At 48.0% G+C, this 15,499-nt stretch carries 14 protein-coding genes; 1 reads left to right on the top strand and 13 read right to left on the bottom strand.

The annotated features are described in order from the left end of the window. Positions 1–39: 39 nt before the first annotated feature. The 12 genes from LQE92_RS07945 to LQE92_RS07890 all read right to left on the bottom strand — a co-directional run bounded on the left by LQE92_RS07945 (position 40) and on the right by LQE92_RS07890 (position 12,550). Positions 40–1,191, bottom strand: coding sequence for a M20 family metallopeptidase (locus LQE92_RS07945; protein WP_231062444.1), 1,152 nt, complete (start codon positions 1,189–1,191; stop codon positions 40–42). 74 nt (positions 1,192–1,265) lie between these two features. Next, complete coding sequence (locus LQE92_RS07940; RefSeq protein WP_231062443.1) at positions 1,266–2,510, bottom strand: Nramp family divalent metal transporter; 1,245 nt, start codon at positions 2,508–2,510, stop codon at positions 1,266–1,268. A gap of 325 nt (positions 2,511–2,835) precedes the next feature. Then, positions 2,836–3,516: a GntR family transcriptional regulator gene (locus LQE92_RS07935; RefSeq protein ID WP_231062442.1), complete on the bottom strand. Its 681-nt coding sequence runs from the start codon at positions 3,514–3,516 to the stop codon at positions 2,836–2,838. A gap of 481 nt (positions 3,517–3,997) precedes the next feature. Then, entirely contained in the window at positions 3,998–5,182 is a 1,185-nt protein-coding gene (locus tag LQE92_RS07930; protein ID WP_231062441.1) for a pyridoxal phosphate-dependent aminotransferase, read from the bottom strand. Positions 5,183–5,208: 26 nt separating this feature from the next. After that, a complete protein-coding gene (gene cuyB, locus LQE92_RS07925; protein ID WP_231062440.1) occupies positions 5,209–5,919 on the bottom strand; it encodes a cysteate racemase in 711 nt (236 codons plus the stop codon). A gap of 57 nt (positions 5,920–5,976) precedes the next feature. Beyond that, positions 5,977–6,186 (bottom strand): 4Fe-4S dicluster domain-containing protein, encoded by a 210-nt coding sequence (locus tag LQE92_RS07920; protein ID WP_147596564.1) that lies wholly within the window; start codon positions 6,184–6,186, stop codon positions 5,977–5,979. Positions 6,187–6,226: 40 nt separating this feature from the next. Then, the gene (sucD, locus tag LQE92_RS07915; protein ID WP_147596565.1) at positions 6,227–7,108 is read right to left on the bottom strand and encodes a succinate--CoA ligase subunit alpha; all 882 of its coding nucleotides are present in this window, start codon (positions 7,106–7,108) and stop codon (positions 6,227–6,229) included. A gap of 3 nt (positions 7,109–7,111) precedes the next feature. Next, on the bottom strand, positions 7,112–8,233 hold the full coding sequence (locus LQE92_RS07910) for an ATP-grasp domain-containing protein (RefSeq protein ID WP_231062439.1): 1,122 nt from the start codon (positions 8,231–8,233) through the stop codon (positions 7,112–7,114). Between the two features lie 9 nt (positions 8,234–8,242). Then, positions 8,243–8,800 carry a 2-oxoacid:acceptor oxidoreductase family protein gene (locus tag LQE92_RS07905; protein WP_231062438.1) on the bottom strand — a complete coding sequence of 186 codons (558 nt, stop codon included), beginning with the start codon at positions 8,798–8,800 and terminating at the stop codon, positions 8,243–8,245. A gap of 12 nt (positions 8,801–8,812) precedes the next feature. Beyond that, positions 8,813–9,622: a thiamine pyrophosphate-dependent enzyme gene (locus LQE92_RS07900; protein WP_147596568.1), complete on the bottom strand. Its 810-nt coding sequence runs from the start codon at positions 9,620–9,622 to the stop codon at positions 8,813–8,815. A gap of 1 nt (position 9,623) precedes the next feature. After that, positions 9,624–10,778 (bottom strand): 2-oxoacid:acceptor oxidoreductase subunit alpha, encoded by a 1,155-nt coding sequence (locus LQE92_RS07895; protein ID WP_231062437.1) that lies wholly within the window; start codon positions 10,776–10,778, stop codon positions 9,624–9,626. 512 nt (positions 10,779–11,290) lie between these two features. Continuing rightward, a complete protein-coding gene (locus LQE92_RS07890; protein WP_231062436.1) occupies positions 11,291–12,550 on the bottom strand; it encodes a cation:proton antiporter in 1,260 nt (419 codons plus the stop codon). Between the two features lie 170 nt (positions 12,551–12,720). On the opposite strand from LQE92_RS07890, the gene LQE92_RS07885 reads away from it, so the two are divergent. Further along, positions 12,721–13,608, top strand: a complete 888-nt coding sequence (locus LQE92_RS07885) for a LysR family transcriptional regulator (RefSeq protein ID WP_231062435.1) — start codon at positions 12,721–12,723, stop codon at positions 13,606–13,608. A gap of 107 nt (positions 13,609–13,715) precedes the next feature. Here the strand turns inward: LQE92_RS07885 and LQE92_RS07880 are convergent, their stop codons facing one another. After that, positions 13,716–15,413: a phosphoenolpyruvate carboxykinase (ATP) gene (locus LQE92_RS07880; protein WP_231062434.1), complete on the bottom strand. Its 1,698-nt coding sequence runs from the start codon at positions 15,411–15,413 to the stop codon at positions 13,716–13,718. Between the last annotated feature and the right edge of the window lie 86 nt (positions 15,414–15,499).

Genomic DNA, 15,499 nt, shown 5'->3' with positions numbered 1-15,499 from the left:
AGGGGAAGCCAGCCGGCTTCCCCGTATGTACCTGCGACTTTATTTTTCCGCCAATACGTTGTAATTCACCAGCGCATAAACCTGCGCGGCCTCTCTTACTTCATCCAGAATCACATATTCATCAGGCATATGTGCTTTCAGGCCCGTACCAGGTCCATAGAGCACAGTAGGAATACCGGAATAGTTGGTCATGAAATCAGCGTCATCATGCTGAGGGGTTCCATAGAACGGGCATTCTTTTCCCAGCATCTCATGAGCCTTTACAACAGCCTGCACAACCTCGGCATCTTCAGAAACCTCAGAAGGATTGCTGTCATAGGTCAGCTCCGCCACCGCGTCAAAGGTCGGATCTTCTGCCTTAAGCTTGGCAATGATATCATTTATCTGCCCAAGGAACATGGCGCCTGTCTCACCGGGAACCGTAAACCTGGAAACCTTCATCTCGCATCTGTCAGGTACAACACTGGATCGCTCTCCGCCGGAAATCACGCCGGGATTTATGGAACCCTTTACATATTTATTCTCTCCGGGGACGATCTTCATAATCTCATCATAGATTCTGCACATCATGCCGATCGCATTCACACCCTTAAACGCGGTTGCGCCATGGGCGCCCACGCCCATCGTGGTGATCTTAACTTCCAGCATGCCCTCGCATACCAGGCAGCAGTGGAGGTCAACATCCTCTCCATTGATACACATATCCGCGGTGAACCCATCTTTCAGCATCTTCAGAGTGCCTTTACGGCTTATATCCTGTACTTCCTCATCAACCGCATACATCAGGGCTATTTCACCAGAGAATTCAATACCGGATTCCACCAGCGCTCTGGCCGCCGTGATCTGAGCTGCCATCCCGCATTTGCAGTCTGTAGAACCGCGTCCGTACATTTTGCCGTCTATGATCTCTGCACCGAAAGGATCCTTCGTCCAGCCTTCTCCTACCGGAACTGTATCCAAATGGTTGTTGTAAGCGATCCTCTTTCCGGGCTTTCCGCCCTTCACCAAGACTAGTACGTTGCCGTGACGGTCAATCTCGCTTTCAAATCCAAGCCTGCCGCAGTAATCGGTGATGAATTTTGCCAGCTCCGCCTCGTTTCCGCTCACACTGGGAATCTTCACCATCTGGGCCAGCAGATTGATCATCTCGTCTTCATGAGATTTTACAATGTCCAAAATCTTCTGATACATATATATCTCCCTTCACATCAAATCATTCTTCAATTTCCATTTCATTCAATTCATTTAATGCCGCATGCAGCTTATCAGAACATCGCTATCACTTTCTGTATTACGCTGTAAAGCGCGTTGATCGCAAACAGCAGAGTCAGCGCCGTCACGATGCCCATGATGATGTTCTGCCTCAGGTTATTTACAAAATCACCAAGCAGCGATTTCTTATTGCACAATATCCAGCTGATGATACACACCATAGGAAGGGCGATGCCATTAAGCGCCTGAGCAGCGATGATCAGCTGTACCGGTGAAGAGCCGAATATCACGATCAGGATAATGGGAATCAGCACTACCAGGCAGGTAATGATGACATTATGCTTTGCTTTCGGGTTCTCATCCATATTAAAGGCAGGCGGGAACAGCATATTATGAATCGAAATCTGATAGAGCACGGAAGAAATAGCGGCTGCCCACAGACCTAACGAGAAGAAAATTCCCGCAAATCTTCCGAGCAGCGGAGTCAGCTGCTGTGCCATATCGGCCGCGGAAGAAATCTGAATTCCCTTGGGATGGAGCAGAGTTCCTGCACAGACAATGATCGCGCCAGTGATCAGGAATGTAACGAACATATTAAGACCTAAATCCGCCTTGGCCAGCTTAATATCCGTTTTCGGCGATTTGGAATCAGGATATTTCTTTCTCAGGAAAGAAGAATATCCGAGAACCAGGTTCGGGGTGACGGTGGTCGCCAGCAGGGACACCGCCAGTATCGCGTTGCCGCCGGGGATTTTAAAGGAGAAGCCTTCTGTAACCATATCTCCAATATTAGGTCCGGAAGTACATGCGGTGAGCACAAAAGCCAGGACCATCAAAATGATGAGGACCTGATTCACGCCTTCAATAATCTTATAGCGGTTTAAAAGCACGATCAGCAAAGCCAGGACAGACATGATGATCGCCCACAGCAGATTGGTGGTTCCGGGGAAGAAATATGTGAGGGCCATGGAAGCACCGCTCAAGTTTCCTGCCTGGAAAGCAATGCTGCCTACGAAAAGCACGATCCACAGGAATTTTGCCACTCCGGGGCTTATGTACTCTCTTACGCCTACCATCACGGACTCTTTGCATCCGATGGAGATTCTTGTCGCGGGTTCCTGGAAAAAATAAGCGATAAGGCAGGCCAACAGCAGGATCCAAAGTGCCGTATAACCATAATTCGCACCTTGAGTGGATGCGGTCGTCACTGTGCCCGGGCCGATGATGGCGGCAGACATGATGGCGCCGGGCCCCAAGGCTTTTGCATAGTCTTTGAACGTCAGTTTCTTTTCATTCATACTACTTCCTCCTTGATTTTAGCATATTTATCAGCCTGACCGTTTTCTCAGCTTCCCATTACTGATTTCCCCAAATATCTGCGCTGGACAAAACAGGAATGTATATTGAAGATTGTATACAATTCCCCTTGTTTATAAAAAAAGCCATTACAAATCAACATACCCCGCTCGACTGATTTGCGAATGGCTCCTTTACCATGCATATATTTAGTTGTAAAAATCGGACCCACTGATATTACAGTTATTTTAAGACAATCTACAGAATTTGTCAAGTATATCCAAGAGAATTCTGCCTTATTTTTCCAAGAATCCTGTCGCTTTCTGCCTAGTTCCTGTAATTTACATACTTTGCACCGAGCAGGCGTTCCGCGCTGTTCTCCACATGCTTCTGCACAGCACGATATACCAGATCCTCATCCCGCTTTTCGAAAGCATAGATAATATCCAGATGCTCCCTGGTGGCATCCTCCACTATGGACTCCTGAGTCTCCTCATTGTCGTATTCCGCTGCCCAGCGAAGTCTTAGAGAATGGGCTTTCATATTCTGAAGGATGCTCTTCAGAAACCGGTTGGACAAATAGTCCACCATCATTTCATGTACTTCCAAATCGGAGTTCACATACTGTGCCAGATCGCCCGGATGGTCCATTACCCTGAAAAGGAACCGCTTTGTCTCTGCAATCTTCTCTTCCGGAATATCCGCCGTGGAAACTTTTGCGGCATAAGGCTCCAAAAGTGCCCGCATCTCCCAGATATACAGGATATCCTCTTTCATCACTTCCGCCACGATCGCACCTTTCCTCGGCACGATCGTAGTAAAGCCGTCCCGCTCCAGCATATTTAACGCCTCCCGGATGGGCGCACGGCTGATGTTCATTTCTGCCGACAGGTCTTCCTCCCTGAGCCGGGTTCCCGGCCTCAGATCGCCGTTTATGATACGTTCCTTTAAATTATTATAGACTAACTGCTTTAAAGACGGATTGGACCCAAAATCAGACGCTGCCATATGTTCACCCTCCAGTTTGAATTTTGTACCGCACAATTTCTCTTTTCGCTTACTTTAAAAGCCCGCCAAACAAACAAGGCACCCTGCTTTGGTACTTTATCTGACAGCCTGGTCCTGAAACCCTGCCACCTTGTATTTTTATTTATTGTATATCGTCAATTGTCTACAATTGAATATTTATAAAAAAGACACTATTCCCCTTTCCGGTTTTTAGTATCTTCCTCCGGTATTTCATATTTCCTGTTATTATAACTAATTTTAATATATAAGCCAAAGACTTGTCAACATATTTGTTTGTTTTATATGAATAAAACAAATATTTAATTTTGCATATCCTATTATTTGTTACTTAAAAGGGATGTTTCCTGAAATAAACGAAGGTACTGCTATCCCAAGACAGCAGCACCTTCGTCAATCATTCTTCTTTCCGGTCTTTTCATTCAGCTAACGGATAGTACCGTCTTTCAAAGGAAAAGCATTGTCAGTCCAGTTCTTTCAAAGCTTTCTCCAGCCTGTCAAGGCCTTCCTGAATCTTAGGCATAGAATTGGTGTACGCAATCCTCACGCAGTTGGGCGCGTTGAAAGCGCCGCCGGGCACGATGGCCACATGGGCTTTTTCCAGGATATAGCTGCAGAAATCAAAGGAATCCTTGATCTCTTTGCCGTCATATTTCTTTCCGAAATAATAGCTCACATCGGGAAGAAGATAGAAAGCGCCGTCCACATTTGCACAGGAAATGCCTTCCATGCCGGTCAGTCTGCCATAGGTATAATCTTTCCTCTTAGCGTACTCTCCCACCATTTCCCTGATGGTCCCGTCATTCTTTTCCAAGGCTTCCAGAGAGGCCCATTGTACAAAGGTGGTGCTGTTGGACGTCGTATGGCCCTGGATCGCGCTGATGCCCGCCGCGATATCAGCCGGCGCCGCCGTGTATCCGCATCTCCATCCAGTCATTGCAAACGCTTTGGACATGCCGTTAATAATGACCGTATGGTTGTATGCGCCTTCTGAGAAGGAAGCCACGCACTCATGCTTTTTCCCGTTGTAGATAAGCTTCTCATAAACCTCGTCGGAAACAATATAGAAATCGTGCTTAATGGCCAATTCCGCCAATTTCTCCAGGCTCTCTCTCGTGTAGACAGCGCCTGTGGGATTGTTCGGCGTATTGATCATGATAGCTGCTGTTTTGGGGGTGATTGCTTTTTCAATTGCATCTAAATCCAGCTGGAAATCTTCCTTTGTGTCTACGCACACAGGAACTGCTCCAACCAATTTCACGATTTCTACATAGCTTACCCATCCGGGCATGGGAATGATGACCTCGTCGCCTGCGTTTACCACGGCCATAATGGCATTGTTAAGCGCCTGTTTCGCACCTGTAGATACACAAATCTGGGCGGGAGTGTACTCAACGCCATTGTCTCTTTTTAATTTCTCACAAATCGCCTTTCTAAGGGCAGGGATACCAGGTACGTTGATATATCTTGTCTTTCCTTCGTCCAGCGCCTTTTTGCAGGCATCCCGGATATTCTCAGGAGTATCAAAATCCGGCTCTCCGGCATTCAGTCCGATGACGTCGACGCCTGCCGCCTTCATATCGGATACAACACCTTCCAGCTCACAGGTTGCGGACGGGGTGATATTCTGAGCAATTTTACTTAACATGACAATCCTCCTCTTATTCCAGATTTTTAATATCCTATCTCTTCTTTTACCTTTGCCCCGGTGAAACGCACCGCTGCCGCCGCCAGGACAAGGGTAGGGTCAATGTTGGGCTTCTCGATATGAAACAGGTCAAAGGCCACCGGAAGCTCCGTACAGCCCAAGACAAGCACTTCTGCACCGCTTTCAAACAGTGCTTCCATGGTTCTGTAAAAACCTGTCAGATCTATGGACATGTTCCCGGCTTTCACGCCTTTATAGATCACATCCATAACATGCTTCTGATTTTCGGGTGAAGGCAGCAGCATCCGGATTCCCTCGGCGTCAAACACTTTTTTGTAGACTCCCGACTGAACGGTGCCGTCGGTGGCCAAAAGGCCTACCGTTCCGATTCCCCGTCTCTTGATCTCTCTGGCAGTCTCCTCCAGCATATTGAGAAATGGTACGTCCACATAAGGTGTGATCTGATCGTAAAAATAATGGGCCGTATTGCAGGGCATGATGAGCACATCCGCGCCCATTCCCTGAAGCCTGACGGAACTCTTCACCATTTCCGGCACGGGATTCTTTCCTCCGCTCAATATAGCCGCTGTCCTGTCAGAGATTTCCGTATTGCTGTCAATACAGACACGTACATGTTCCTGATCGCTGCCCGCGTCGGTAATCTCCACGATTTTTCGAAACAGATCACATGTGGCCAAAGGGCCCATGCCGCCTACAATGCCTATGGTCTTCTTCATACCGGCCGCCTTCCTTCCCAAATATCATCTTTGTTTATTTTAATCACTTTTTTATGATTATTTCTCATCCTTTTCAATATGGATGACGAAATCCGGACAGGACGTTTCGCACTGGCCGCACTGGATACATGCCTCTTCTCTGGCAGCTTCCACGTAGTTATATCCCTTTTTGTTCACATGATGCGTAATCTCAAACACATCTTTGGGACAGATATTTATGCAGATCTTGCAGCTTTTGCAAAGCTCCTTATCAATATATACCGCCATGGTAATTCCTCTCTTTCTTTTAGAATCCTGTACAGCCGCATCACATACGTTCTGTATCCATCAATGAGCGAATGGTCTCCACCATTTCCACGGGGTTTTTCACCACATGGACGCCGGCATCTTCCAGAGCTGCGATCTTTGTCTTTGCCGTACCAACGTTTCCGCTGACAATAGCACCGGCGTGGCCAAGGCTCTTGCCTTGAGGGGCGTTCCGTCCCACGATCAGAGATACTACAGGCTTCTTCACGTTCGCTTTGATATATGCAGCCGCATCCTCTTCAGAACCGCCGCCGATCTCACCTAAGAGCACGATCACATCCGTATCCGGGTCCTTGTCATACAGCGCCACGGCATCCGCCTGCGTGAATCCCCAGATAGGGCCCCCGCCGATGGCGACCACGCTGGACTGGCCGATTCCCGCATCCGTAAGTGTCTTTCCAATCTCATAAGATAAAGCGCCGCTCTTAGATACTACGCCGACATGTCCTTTTTTAAAGAAACGAATGGGATGGGCTCCCACTTTACATACGCCAGGAGCGATCACACCGGCGCAGCCGGGTCCCACCAGGATAGTATCATGAGCTTTTGCATAGGCGATAATCTCCACCACATCATGAAGTGCGATCTCCTCTGTGGTCAGAACCAGAACCTTTATGCCCGCATCAATGGCCTCAAAACAAGAATCCTTTGCAAAAGCAGGAGGAACAAAGCTGATGACCGTATCAAAATCATGCTCTGCCTTTGCTTCCGCTATGTAATCGTATACGGGAACGCCATACACTTCCTGTCCGCTCTTTCCAGGAGTAACGCCGGCAACGATATTCGTACCGGCCTCCAGCATGACCTTGGTCTGCAGGGAACCGGATTTTCCCGTAATTGCCTGTACCAGGACTTTGGAATCCTTATTGATCAATATAGACATTCCCTACACCCCCTCTACTTCATGCACAAATTCTTTTACGGTGTCAGTCAGGATATTATAAGTAGGCATACCTGCCTGTTTCATGGTCTCAAGGCCCACCTCTTCCATGGTTCCGCACATTCTCGTATAAATGGGAATCTTCACATCATGCTCTTTCACATATTTCGTGATTCCGAGGGCCATATTGTCCATACGGTTGAATCCGCCGATCAGGACAACGATCACTCCTTTGATCTCCGGATGTCCGGTCAGAGTCAGATCCATGGCGCGGTACATAACTTCTTCGGTGGTCATGCCGCCCAGTTCACAGAAGCTGGCCACATGCCCGCCTGCATCATTCAGAAGGTCCAGGGTCAGCATGCCTGTGCCTGCTCCATCAGAAATCAGTCCCAAATCTCCGTCAAGGGGAACATACGTGATTGTAGTCTCCTCCTTAAAAGGAGTCTCATACGCATGAAGTTCCTGTCTTGCCGCTTCCAGCTCATCCATCTTTGCCTGCATATGGCGTGCATGGCCGTCAATAACAAACTTTGAATCCATCGCTATCAGTTTGCCGTCCACCAGGCCCAGAGGATTAATCTCCACCAGCATCGCGCCGGCCTTGAAAAAAGCATCCTGAACTTTGGACACCATGGCGAACAAATCTTTTTTGTCCTCCACCTGAAGCTTCTTTGCCAGATATTTGAGCTGATAGCCCTTAAGCCCCGTGAAAGGGTCAATCTCCATCTTCACGATCTCCTCAGGATTATCCCTGGAAACCGCCTCAATATCCATACCGCCCATACGGCTGGCGATCAGCGTAGGCTTCGCCACACCCTGAAGGGTGATAGAAAGATACAGTTCCTTCTCGGCTTTCATCATCTGTTCCGCCAAAAGACCGTGAACCTTATGTCCTTTGATTTCCATATTGAGGATATCATGGGCATATTTTTTATAATCCGCTTCATTCTCGCAGACTTTTACGCCGCCGGCCTTGCCTCTGCCGCCAGTCATGACCTGAGCCTTCAGTACGAAAGGATAAGCCATGGGAGCAGGTGCATCCTCTGCGGTAATCAGGTGGCTTTCCGGCACGGGAATCCCGTATTCCCGCATCATCTGCTTGCCTTCATATTCGAATAAATTCATGACCGCTCCTTATTTATGGTAAAGATCGTTCTCCTTGGCATAAGCGATGCCCGCTTCCACTGCCTTGAAGTTGAGCTCTACAAATCTGGGGTTTACAGTATCTTTCACAACATCCAGGAGGTCTTCCCTTCTGATAATGCCCAGGGACTCACTCAGGAATCCCAGCATGACCATGTTCGCCGCCATACGATTGCCCAGATCCACCGCGATCTGCGTAGCGGGAACTTCAAATGTGGTCTTGATGGGGCGTGTGATCTTTGTCACCAGACCGGGATCGATCACGAGGACGCCATCATCCTCCAGAGTAGGAATATATTTCTCATAAGCAGTCTGGAACATGGCGACCAGAAGATTCTTCTTTTCTGCAACAGGAGAATTAATGGCCTTCTTGTCGATGATCAGCTCAGACTGGCACTGGCCGCCGCGGGCCTCAGAACCATAAGACTGAGTCTGTACTGCATATAAATCGCCCTTTGTCACGGCGGTCGTCCCTAAAATAACTGCGGACAAAATGATTCCCTGTCCACCAAAGCCACATAAGGTAATTCTCTGCGGATATGTAACCATTTCTTCTCCTCCTTACATTAATTCGTTGGTGCCTTCATAAATAGGCTTCTCAACGCAGATATATTGGCCGCAGCGAAGCTTGCCTTCCAGTTCCTCCGGAGACATCTTCTTTGCCTGCGCATCAGTATAGGTATGCTCTTTGATCCAAGCGATCACAGCATTGGGATCGCCGGTCTTCAGTGCGTAGCGGCCGAAGTGGGTCGGGCACTGGGAAACGATTTCAATCAACGAGAAACCCTTGTGCTGCAGTGCGCGCTCCATAGCTTTTTTACACTGGGCAGGCTGTGCCGTCGTCCAGCGTTCCACATGGGTAGCTCCTGCCGCCTGGGCAAGTGCGCATACATCAAATCTGGGTTCTGCGCTGCCATAAGGAGTCGTCATGGTACGTGCCTTTTCCGGGGTGGTAGGAGCCACCTGGCCGCCGGTCATGGCAAAGTTCATGTTATTGACCATCACTACGGTCACATCCAGGTTTCTTCTGGCTGCATGAATCAGATGATTGCCACCGATGGACGCAATGTCACCGTCGCCTGCGAAAATGACCACAGGAGTATCCGGCTGCATCATCTTCACGCCTGTCGCCCACGCAAGAGTTCTTCCATGAACGCCATGGAACATATCCGTCTTAATATATACGGGTACTCTGGCCGTACAGCCTACGCCTGCTATATGTATCATGTACCGGGGGTCCATATCCAGCTCTTCCAGAGCCTGCATATAATAATTCAGCGCCTGGCCGCAGCCGCAGCCTGAGCAGAAAAAGTGCGGAAGCTTTTCCGGTCTTAAATATTTTCTTCTGGGATTGATCTTCAGCTCACTCATCTTATTTAACCCCCTTCTTAATATCTTCGAGAATCTCGTATCCTGTATGTACCAAGCCCAAATTCTTGGTAACGGGAATCACTTCACAGCGGCCTGCTGCAACCCGTGCGATCTCATTGACATATTTGCCCATGTTCATCTCGACCGCAAAAATCTTGGATACATTCTTTGACACCTCTGCGATAGCCTTTTCCGGAACCGGCCATACATTGCAGAGCTTAAGAACACCGACCTTGATGCCGCTTTCTCTTGCCATCTGGGCAGCTTCGATGGAAGGACGTACTTCACTGCCATACGCAATGATCGCATACTCTGCGTCGTCCATCATGAAGCTCTCAGTGCGGCAGATCTTATCTGCATTTTCACGGACCTTGCCGCAGATTCTCTTATACAGCTTATCGAATACATCGGGATCCCAGTCGATGCTTCCCTTTTCATCATGAGGGTTCAGGGAATAAATGGTCTGATATCCTTTTCCCAAAGGTGCAGCATCAGGGCACCCGAATTCAGGAGCCGCAAAAGGCTGATATTCTTCCGGAGAAAGAGTCGTGTAGTTTCTATTAAATAAGTCAATCTGAGAAGCCTCAGGAATATCGAGACGTTCTCTCATCAGAGCGATTGTCGTTTCGGACATCACTACGACCGGATTGCGGTACTCTTCTGCCAGATTGAAAGCCCAGATTGTATAATCATAAAGCTCCTGAACGGAAGAAGGACATACTACGATGGCTTCATAGTCGCCGCTGGCGCCGTATCTCATCTGATATACGTCCGCCTGGCTGGCATAGTTCTCACCACGGCATCTCTGAACGTCTGCAATAACCAGAGGAGCTTCTATGGTATAAGCATAGCCAAGTCCCTCCTGCATATAGTTGAAGCCTGCGCTTGCGGTAGCGGTCATGACCTTGCCGCCTGCCAGAGAAGCACCTGTACACGCAAAGATAGAGAAAAGCTCATCTTCACCTTGTACAAATTTACCTCCTACTTCCGGCAGCCTCTGTGACATCCTCTCAGAGATTTCGTTAGCAGGTGTGATGGGATACCCGCCAAAGAAATTACATCCGGCACTGATGGCGCCTTCCACAAGTGCGTAATTCCCCAGCATGAAATGCACGCCGGTTTTTACACGATCCTTTGATGCTTTTACGATTGGCATATTTGTTCTCCTTTCTACGCTATCGGGTACGTTCCCCTTTGATAGCTTCCTTTTTGTCCATTATATATTGTCGACAAAGCGTCGTCAAGCACTTTGCCATATCTTTTAAAAAAAGTCTTACAAAACCCTCCCTCCCTTCTCAATATTATGCACATTCACCGAATATCGGCTTGTTGCGCAACCGAGACCAACGGGATATTACACAAAAAGGCTATTTTCTATTTAATGTTATTCTTGTGGTCTTCTCCTTAGTACATGCCGCCGAGAACTTTAAATAAAGGAAAACCCGGCGCTGCGTTTGTCCGTGTGACAAAATATGCAAGACCATTTCAGACTCCCTTTCCTCACGTTCCCTGAAAGTCTCCAGCCCTGCACTTCCAGAAAGCTCAGCAGATTTCCCAATGAAATAAAAAAGGCACAACCTTTATAAAAGCTGCACCTTTGCTCCTTCTGTATCTGTAAATATATCACTTCTTTTCCCGTCTGACAAGAAAAACAATTTCAGAAAAACTTCACTTCTTTTCTGTTTTCTTACTCTTCGTATCCGGCGGCATTTCCCTGCCCGTTCCTTTTTTTCTGCCCGGTATCGCCCCTGCCAGGAACAAGCTGGCTTTCGCGCAGGCCGGTCCTGTCAGTTCATAAAGAATACTGGAAGATAAAATGATCGTAGATAACAGCATCCCAAGCTTTTCCGGAAGCATCCGTTCTGCCAGTACAGAAAGCCCGATGGATACCCCGGCCTGTGGTATCAGGGCCAGCCCCAGATAGCGCCGGATCTCCACCGCCGCCCCTGTGAACCGTGCTCCCAGATACGCCCCTATGTACTTTCCGACTATCCGGATAAAAAAGTAGCTTACCCCTATAATCCCGGCCGTCTTTAACATCGGCACATTCAGCCGCATCCCCGAATTCACAAAGAACAAAAGGAAGACTGCGGGAGTGAAATGATTCAGTTGAGTAAAGGTCTTTTTTGAGCCGCCCACATTGATGTATACCGTTCCCATCACCATGCAGGACAAAAGCGGCGATATATCAAAGGAAGAACAGAAGCCAGTCAGTATAAGCACCATACCGATGAGAAGGATGATCCTCCGCTCCCGGTTCCTCTCTCTGTCCACCAGCCAATGAAGGACCAGACCAAAAAACGCCCCCAGAGCCAAGGCCCCAATATTGAGCAGGATTGGTTTTAGTATAAACCATACACCCGCTCCGTTCCCTTCCGAAGCATTCACAACTGCCGTACATGCGCTGAACGCTAAAAGAGCCACCGCATCATCCAGCGCTACTACCTGGAGGATCGTATTTACAAATTCTCCCTTTGCCTTATACTGCCGTATGGTCATGATCGTAGACGCAGGAGCCGTGGCCGATCCGATCGCACCCAAAAGCAGGGAAAAGGGAAGAGAAAGGCGAAAGATATAAAGCATGGCAAGCGTAACGACAAGTCCGGCCATCAGCGCTTCCATCGCGGTGATTATCACCACTTTCTTCCCATTTTTCTTTAACACCGACCACTTAAAATACCGCCCCACTCCAAATGCAATGAAAGCCAGCGCCACATCTGCAACAAAGCTCATATGATCTGCAATCCCATCTGGTATCAGATGGAGCGCATATGGCCCAATCGCCACCCCTGCCAGGATGTAACCGGTCACATCTGGCAAATGGATTCTTCTTGTAACGGCTGTAAATATCAACCCCGCAGATACCATAATTGCCAAAGAAAGAATCACGCGCACAGAATCATTTTCAATCATACTGAGCAACATCATTGCAATCACCCCCGTTATTTTTTATTTATTTTATTCAGGCCCTCCATTTCAGTCTATAAAATATTTTTATGATATATTGATTATAAAATAACACTTTGCTATAATCAAATTATATTTTCCTTGTAATTCATAAATTAAATTTATAACTTGTAACCGGGGGAGGTAACTGCATGTTAGATTCTAAAGTATATACTCTTTTAAAAGTAGCGGAAACCGGGAGTTTTACGGCCGCTGCCAGGGAATTATCCCTGACTCAGCCGGCTGTCAGCCATCACATCCGGACACTGGAGAGGGACTATACTGTCACCATTTTCAAGAAAGACAAAAAGTCCCTGATCATGACCGCGGAGGGAGAAATCCTCTTGAAATATGCCAAACGAATGGCTGCTATCGATCAGGATGTGCGCCGTTCCATCGAAGACAGCTGGAAACAGAGCACCCACCTCACCATCGGCATCACCCAGACCGCCGGAGAGAATATGATGCCCCGGGTAATAGCCCGATATTGTGATGATCATCCGGAAACACATATAAAAATTCATACAGACACTATAAATAATCTTTATCGTAAAATGGCCCTCTATGAACTGGATCTCGCTTTTGTGGAAGGCATTCTGCCCAATAACCGCTTTCCTTCTGTCCTTCTGGACACCGATTATCTGTGTCTGGCCGTGTCTCTGGAGCATCGCTTCGCAAAACGCCAGGAGGTCCGCCTGGAAGAGATCAAGGATGAGAAGCTGATCCTCCGTCCTCAGACTGCCGGGACCAGGATGCTTTTTGAAAACTTTCTCTGGAGTCAGAGGGAATCCATTCAGAATTTCAACATCGTCATGGAGTTGGACAATCTGGCCATGACCAAAGAACTGGTAGCCCAGAATTTCGGCGTATCCATCATCGCCCGGTCCGCCTGCCGCGAAGATATCCGTCAGGGCCGCCTTGCAGTTCTGCCCATTGAAAACGGCAGCATGGTCCGGGAGATCCATATGATCTACCAGCCGGACTTTTCTCATATGCAGATTCTGGAGGATTTTCAGCGTATCTACAATACATTATACTAAACCGGCCAATCATTTTAAAAGCTTATATATTAAAAAACGCCGTCTGCAGACACATGGCCGCAGACGGCGTTTCTTTCACTTATTACTCAAAACGAGATAATATTTAATCAGTTCAGTTCACTGACTACCTTTTTCAGAGCTTCCAAAGCTTCTTCAGGAAGTGCGTCGTATCCGCCCTTCTCTGTAGCGAACGCAGAAACCTCGTTTACACGATCCTGCATACGTGCTTTCAACTGTGCCAGGTAATCCGCGTCATTCAGATCCGGAACAAAGCCTTCCCAATCCATGATCTCAATATCAGAGAAAGGTCCCCATTTTTTGAACTCGGCTTTGCCTTCCACGATCTTCTCCAGAATGCCGATCGTATCTTTGGGCTGTACTTTCTTGCCCATGAAATCACCGGTATTGATAATGTAGCAGTCTACATCCTTCTCCTCAACCAGCTTCTTGAACTTCTCATAGTCGTTTGCCAGAGGATAAGTCCTGAAGGGGTTCGCATAAGGAACTACGACCAGCTTGTTGGGATCCACACCGGGAGCCAGTCTCTCTGCGGAAGATCTCTTCGTGGCCAGAGTAGCACCCATTACGGAAGCCAGAGCAGAACCTTTCAGTTTTACCACAGGCGGAATGGTGGGATCCTTCATAATCCAGAAAATAGAATTTACAGGAGAATCCACCCTGTCCACACGGTTCGGGGACCACAGCTTGGACTTGATGGCACGTCCGTTGCCGTTGCGGATATCTTCCGTCACAAGCTGAATCTTGCCGTCCTCATCCAGAGTTGCGGAGCAGTTCTGAACTGTCAGCAGATATTTGTTGTCAGGGCAGCCGGTAGGATAATCGGCAGTCTTGTCAAAATAAGCGGGCTCCAGAGCTACGGATGCACAGGTATCGGTATTGATGATAAACGCATCGTCATGAAGCACGGTAACGCCGTATTTTCCGTCATGCTTTGCATGAGTCAGAGTGGACTTTCCGGAACCTGACAGGCCGAACACGGAAGCTACATACTTGCTGCCGTCCGCCAGAGTATATTCCTTCTGTCCGCCGTGGCAGGAAGCATAACCATTGCGGTTCGCGATCGCCCATGCCATGGTCAGAGTACCCTTCTTGTGCTCCCCGAAGTATCTCATACCCAGGATACATGCACAGTTGGTATCTGTATTGAAATAGCAGAGAGTCTTCTTTGCAGGGTCGCTTAAGCAGTCGAAGTTTACGCCGGGATGATCCACGGGGCTCCACTGAGGATCGGAGAAGATATAGATGTCAGCTTCTTTTCCGTCTCCAACTGCCTTAGAGTTCTTATACATCTTTACGTACTCATCTGACATGTACTGGAAGTTTAACATCCAGGAGTACATGATGTTCTCTTCTCCTTCAGGAAGCAGAAGATGTGCCTTTACCATGAACTCAGGATCAAGTCCTACATATACCTCTGCATGGTACATTTTTTTCCAGCGGGAATCGTAGACAGCGTCCATCGCCACCTTATCAAGTGCTTCACAGTCTACTCCGGGCTCGCCTGCAATCCGGCGTGCCGCTGCATAACGCCCTGTGATCGCGCCATCGTTGAATAAAAGAACTTTGGCGTCACTGTCAAGGCCGATTTCTTCTGCTCTATATACCGGCATGTCTGTCACAATGGTTCCAGGTGAATTCTTAGCCAGCTTGTAAGCCTCTTTCAGGGTATTTACCTTTACTACGTTGTTGCCATAAAACGCGGCTTCAACGATAGCACGGGTTTTGGAAAAACCAACTTTACCCTTGCCGATTTCAGAAATAGGATAATATGCTTTTGTTGCCATTCCTTGTTCCTCCTTTATAAAATTAAGTAAAATCGAAATCTGCTTTATTATCTCATTTTATCTGACAAAAGTCAATGAAATTTCTG

This window comes from Lientehia hominis (assembly GCF_021044755.1).
Classification (GTDB): domain Bacteria; phylum Bacillota; class Clostridia; order Lachnospirales; family Lachnospiraceae; genus Lientehia; species Lientehia hominis.
The sequence above is the reverse complement of the archived record's forward strand: the minus strand, read 5'-3'. Positions and strand labels throughout refer to the sequence as shown.

Excerpts from the sequence above, each read along its gene's own strand:
- LQE92_RS07945 (WP_231062444.1), bottom strand. The coding sequence starts at position 1,191 with ATGTATCAGAAGATTTTGGACATTGTAAAATCTCATGAAGACGAGATG.
- LQE92_RS07940 (WP_231062443.1), bottom strand. The coding sequence starts at position 2,510 with ATGAATGAAAAGAAACTGACGTTCAAAGACTATGCAAAAGCCTTGGGG.
- LQE92_RS07935 (WP_231062442.1), bottom strand. The coding sequence starts at position 3,516 with ATGGCAGCGTCTGATTTTGGGTCCAATCCGTCTTTAAAGCAGTTAGTC.
- LQE92_RS07930 (WP_231062441.1), bottom strand. The coding sequence starts at position 5,182 with ATGTTAAGTAAAATTGCTCAGAATATCACCCCGTCCGCAACCTGTGAG.
- cuyB (WP_231062440.1), bottom strand. The coding sequence starts at position 5,919 with ATGAAGAAGACCATAGGCATTGTAGGCGGCATGGGCCCTTTGGCCACA.
- LQE92_RS07920 (WP_147596564.1), bottom strand. The coding sequence starts at position 6,186 with ATGGCGGTATATATTGATAAGGAGCTTTGCAAAAGCTGCAAGATCTGC.
- sucD (WP_147596565.1), bottom strand. The coding sequence starts at position 7,108 with ATGTCTATATTGATCAATAAGGATTCCAAAGTCCTGGTACAGGCAATT.
- LQE92_RS07910 (WP_231062439.1), bottom strand. The coding sequence starts at position 8,233 with ATGAATTTATTCGAATATGAAGGCAAGCAGATGATGCGGGAATACGGG.
- LQE92_RS07905 (WP_231062438.1), bottom strand. The coding sequence starts at position 8,800 with ATGGTTACATATCCGCAGAGAATTACCTTATGTGGCTTTGGTGGACAG.
- LQE92_RS07900 (WP_147596568.1), bottom strand. The coding sequence starts at position 9,622 with ATGAGTGAGCTGAAGATCAATCCCAGAAGAAAATATTTAAGACCGGAA.
- LQE92_RS07895 (WP_231062437.1), bottom strand. The coding sequence starts at position 10,778 with ATGCCAATCGTAAAAGCATCAAAGGATCGTGTAAAAACCGGCGTGCAT.
- LQE92_RS07890 (WP_231062436.1), bottom strand. The coding sequence starts at position 12,550 with ATGATGTTGCTCAGTATGATTGAAAATGATTCTGTGCGCGTGATTCTT.
- LQE92_RS07885 (WP_231062435.1), top strand. The coding sequence starts at position 12,721 with ATGTTAGATTCTAAAGTATATACTCTTTTAAAAGTAGCGGAAACCGGG.
- LQE92_RS07880 (WP_231062434.1), bottom strand. The coding sequence starts at position 15,413 with ATGGCAACAAAAGCATATTATCCTATTTCTGAAATCGGCAAGGGTAAA.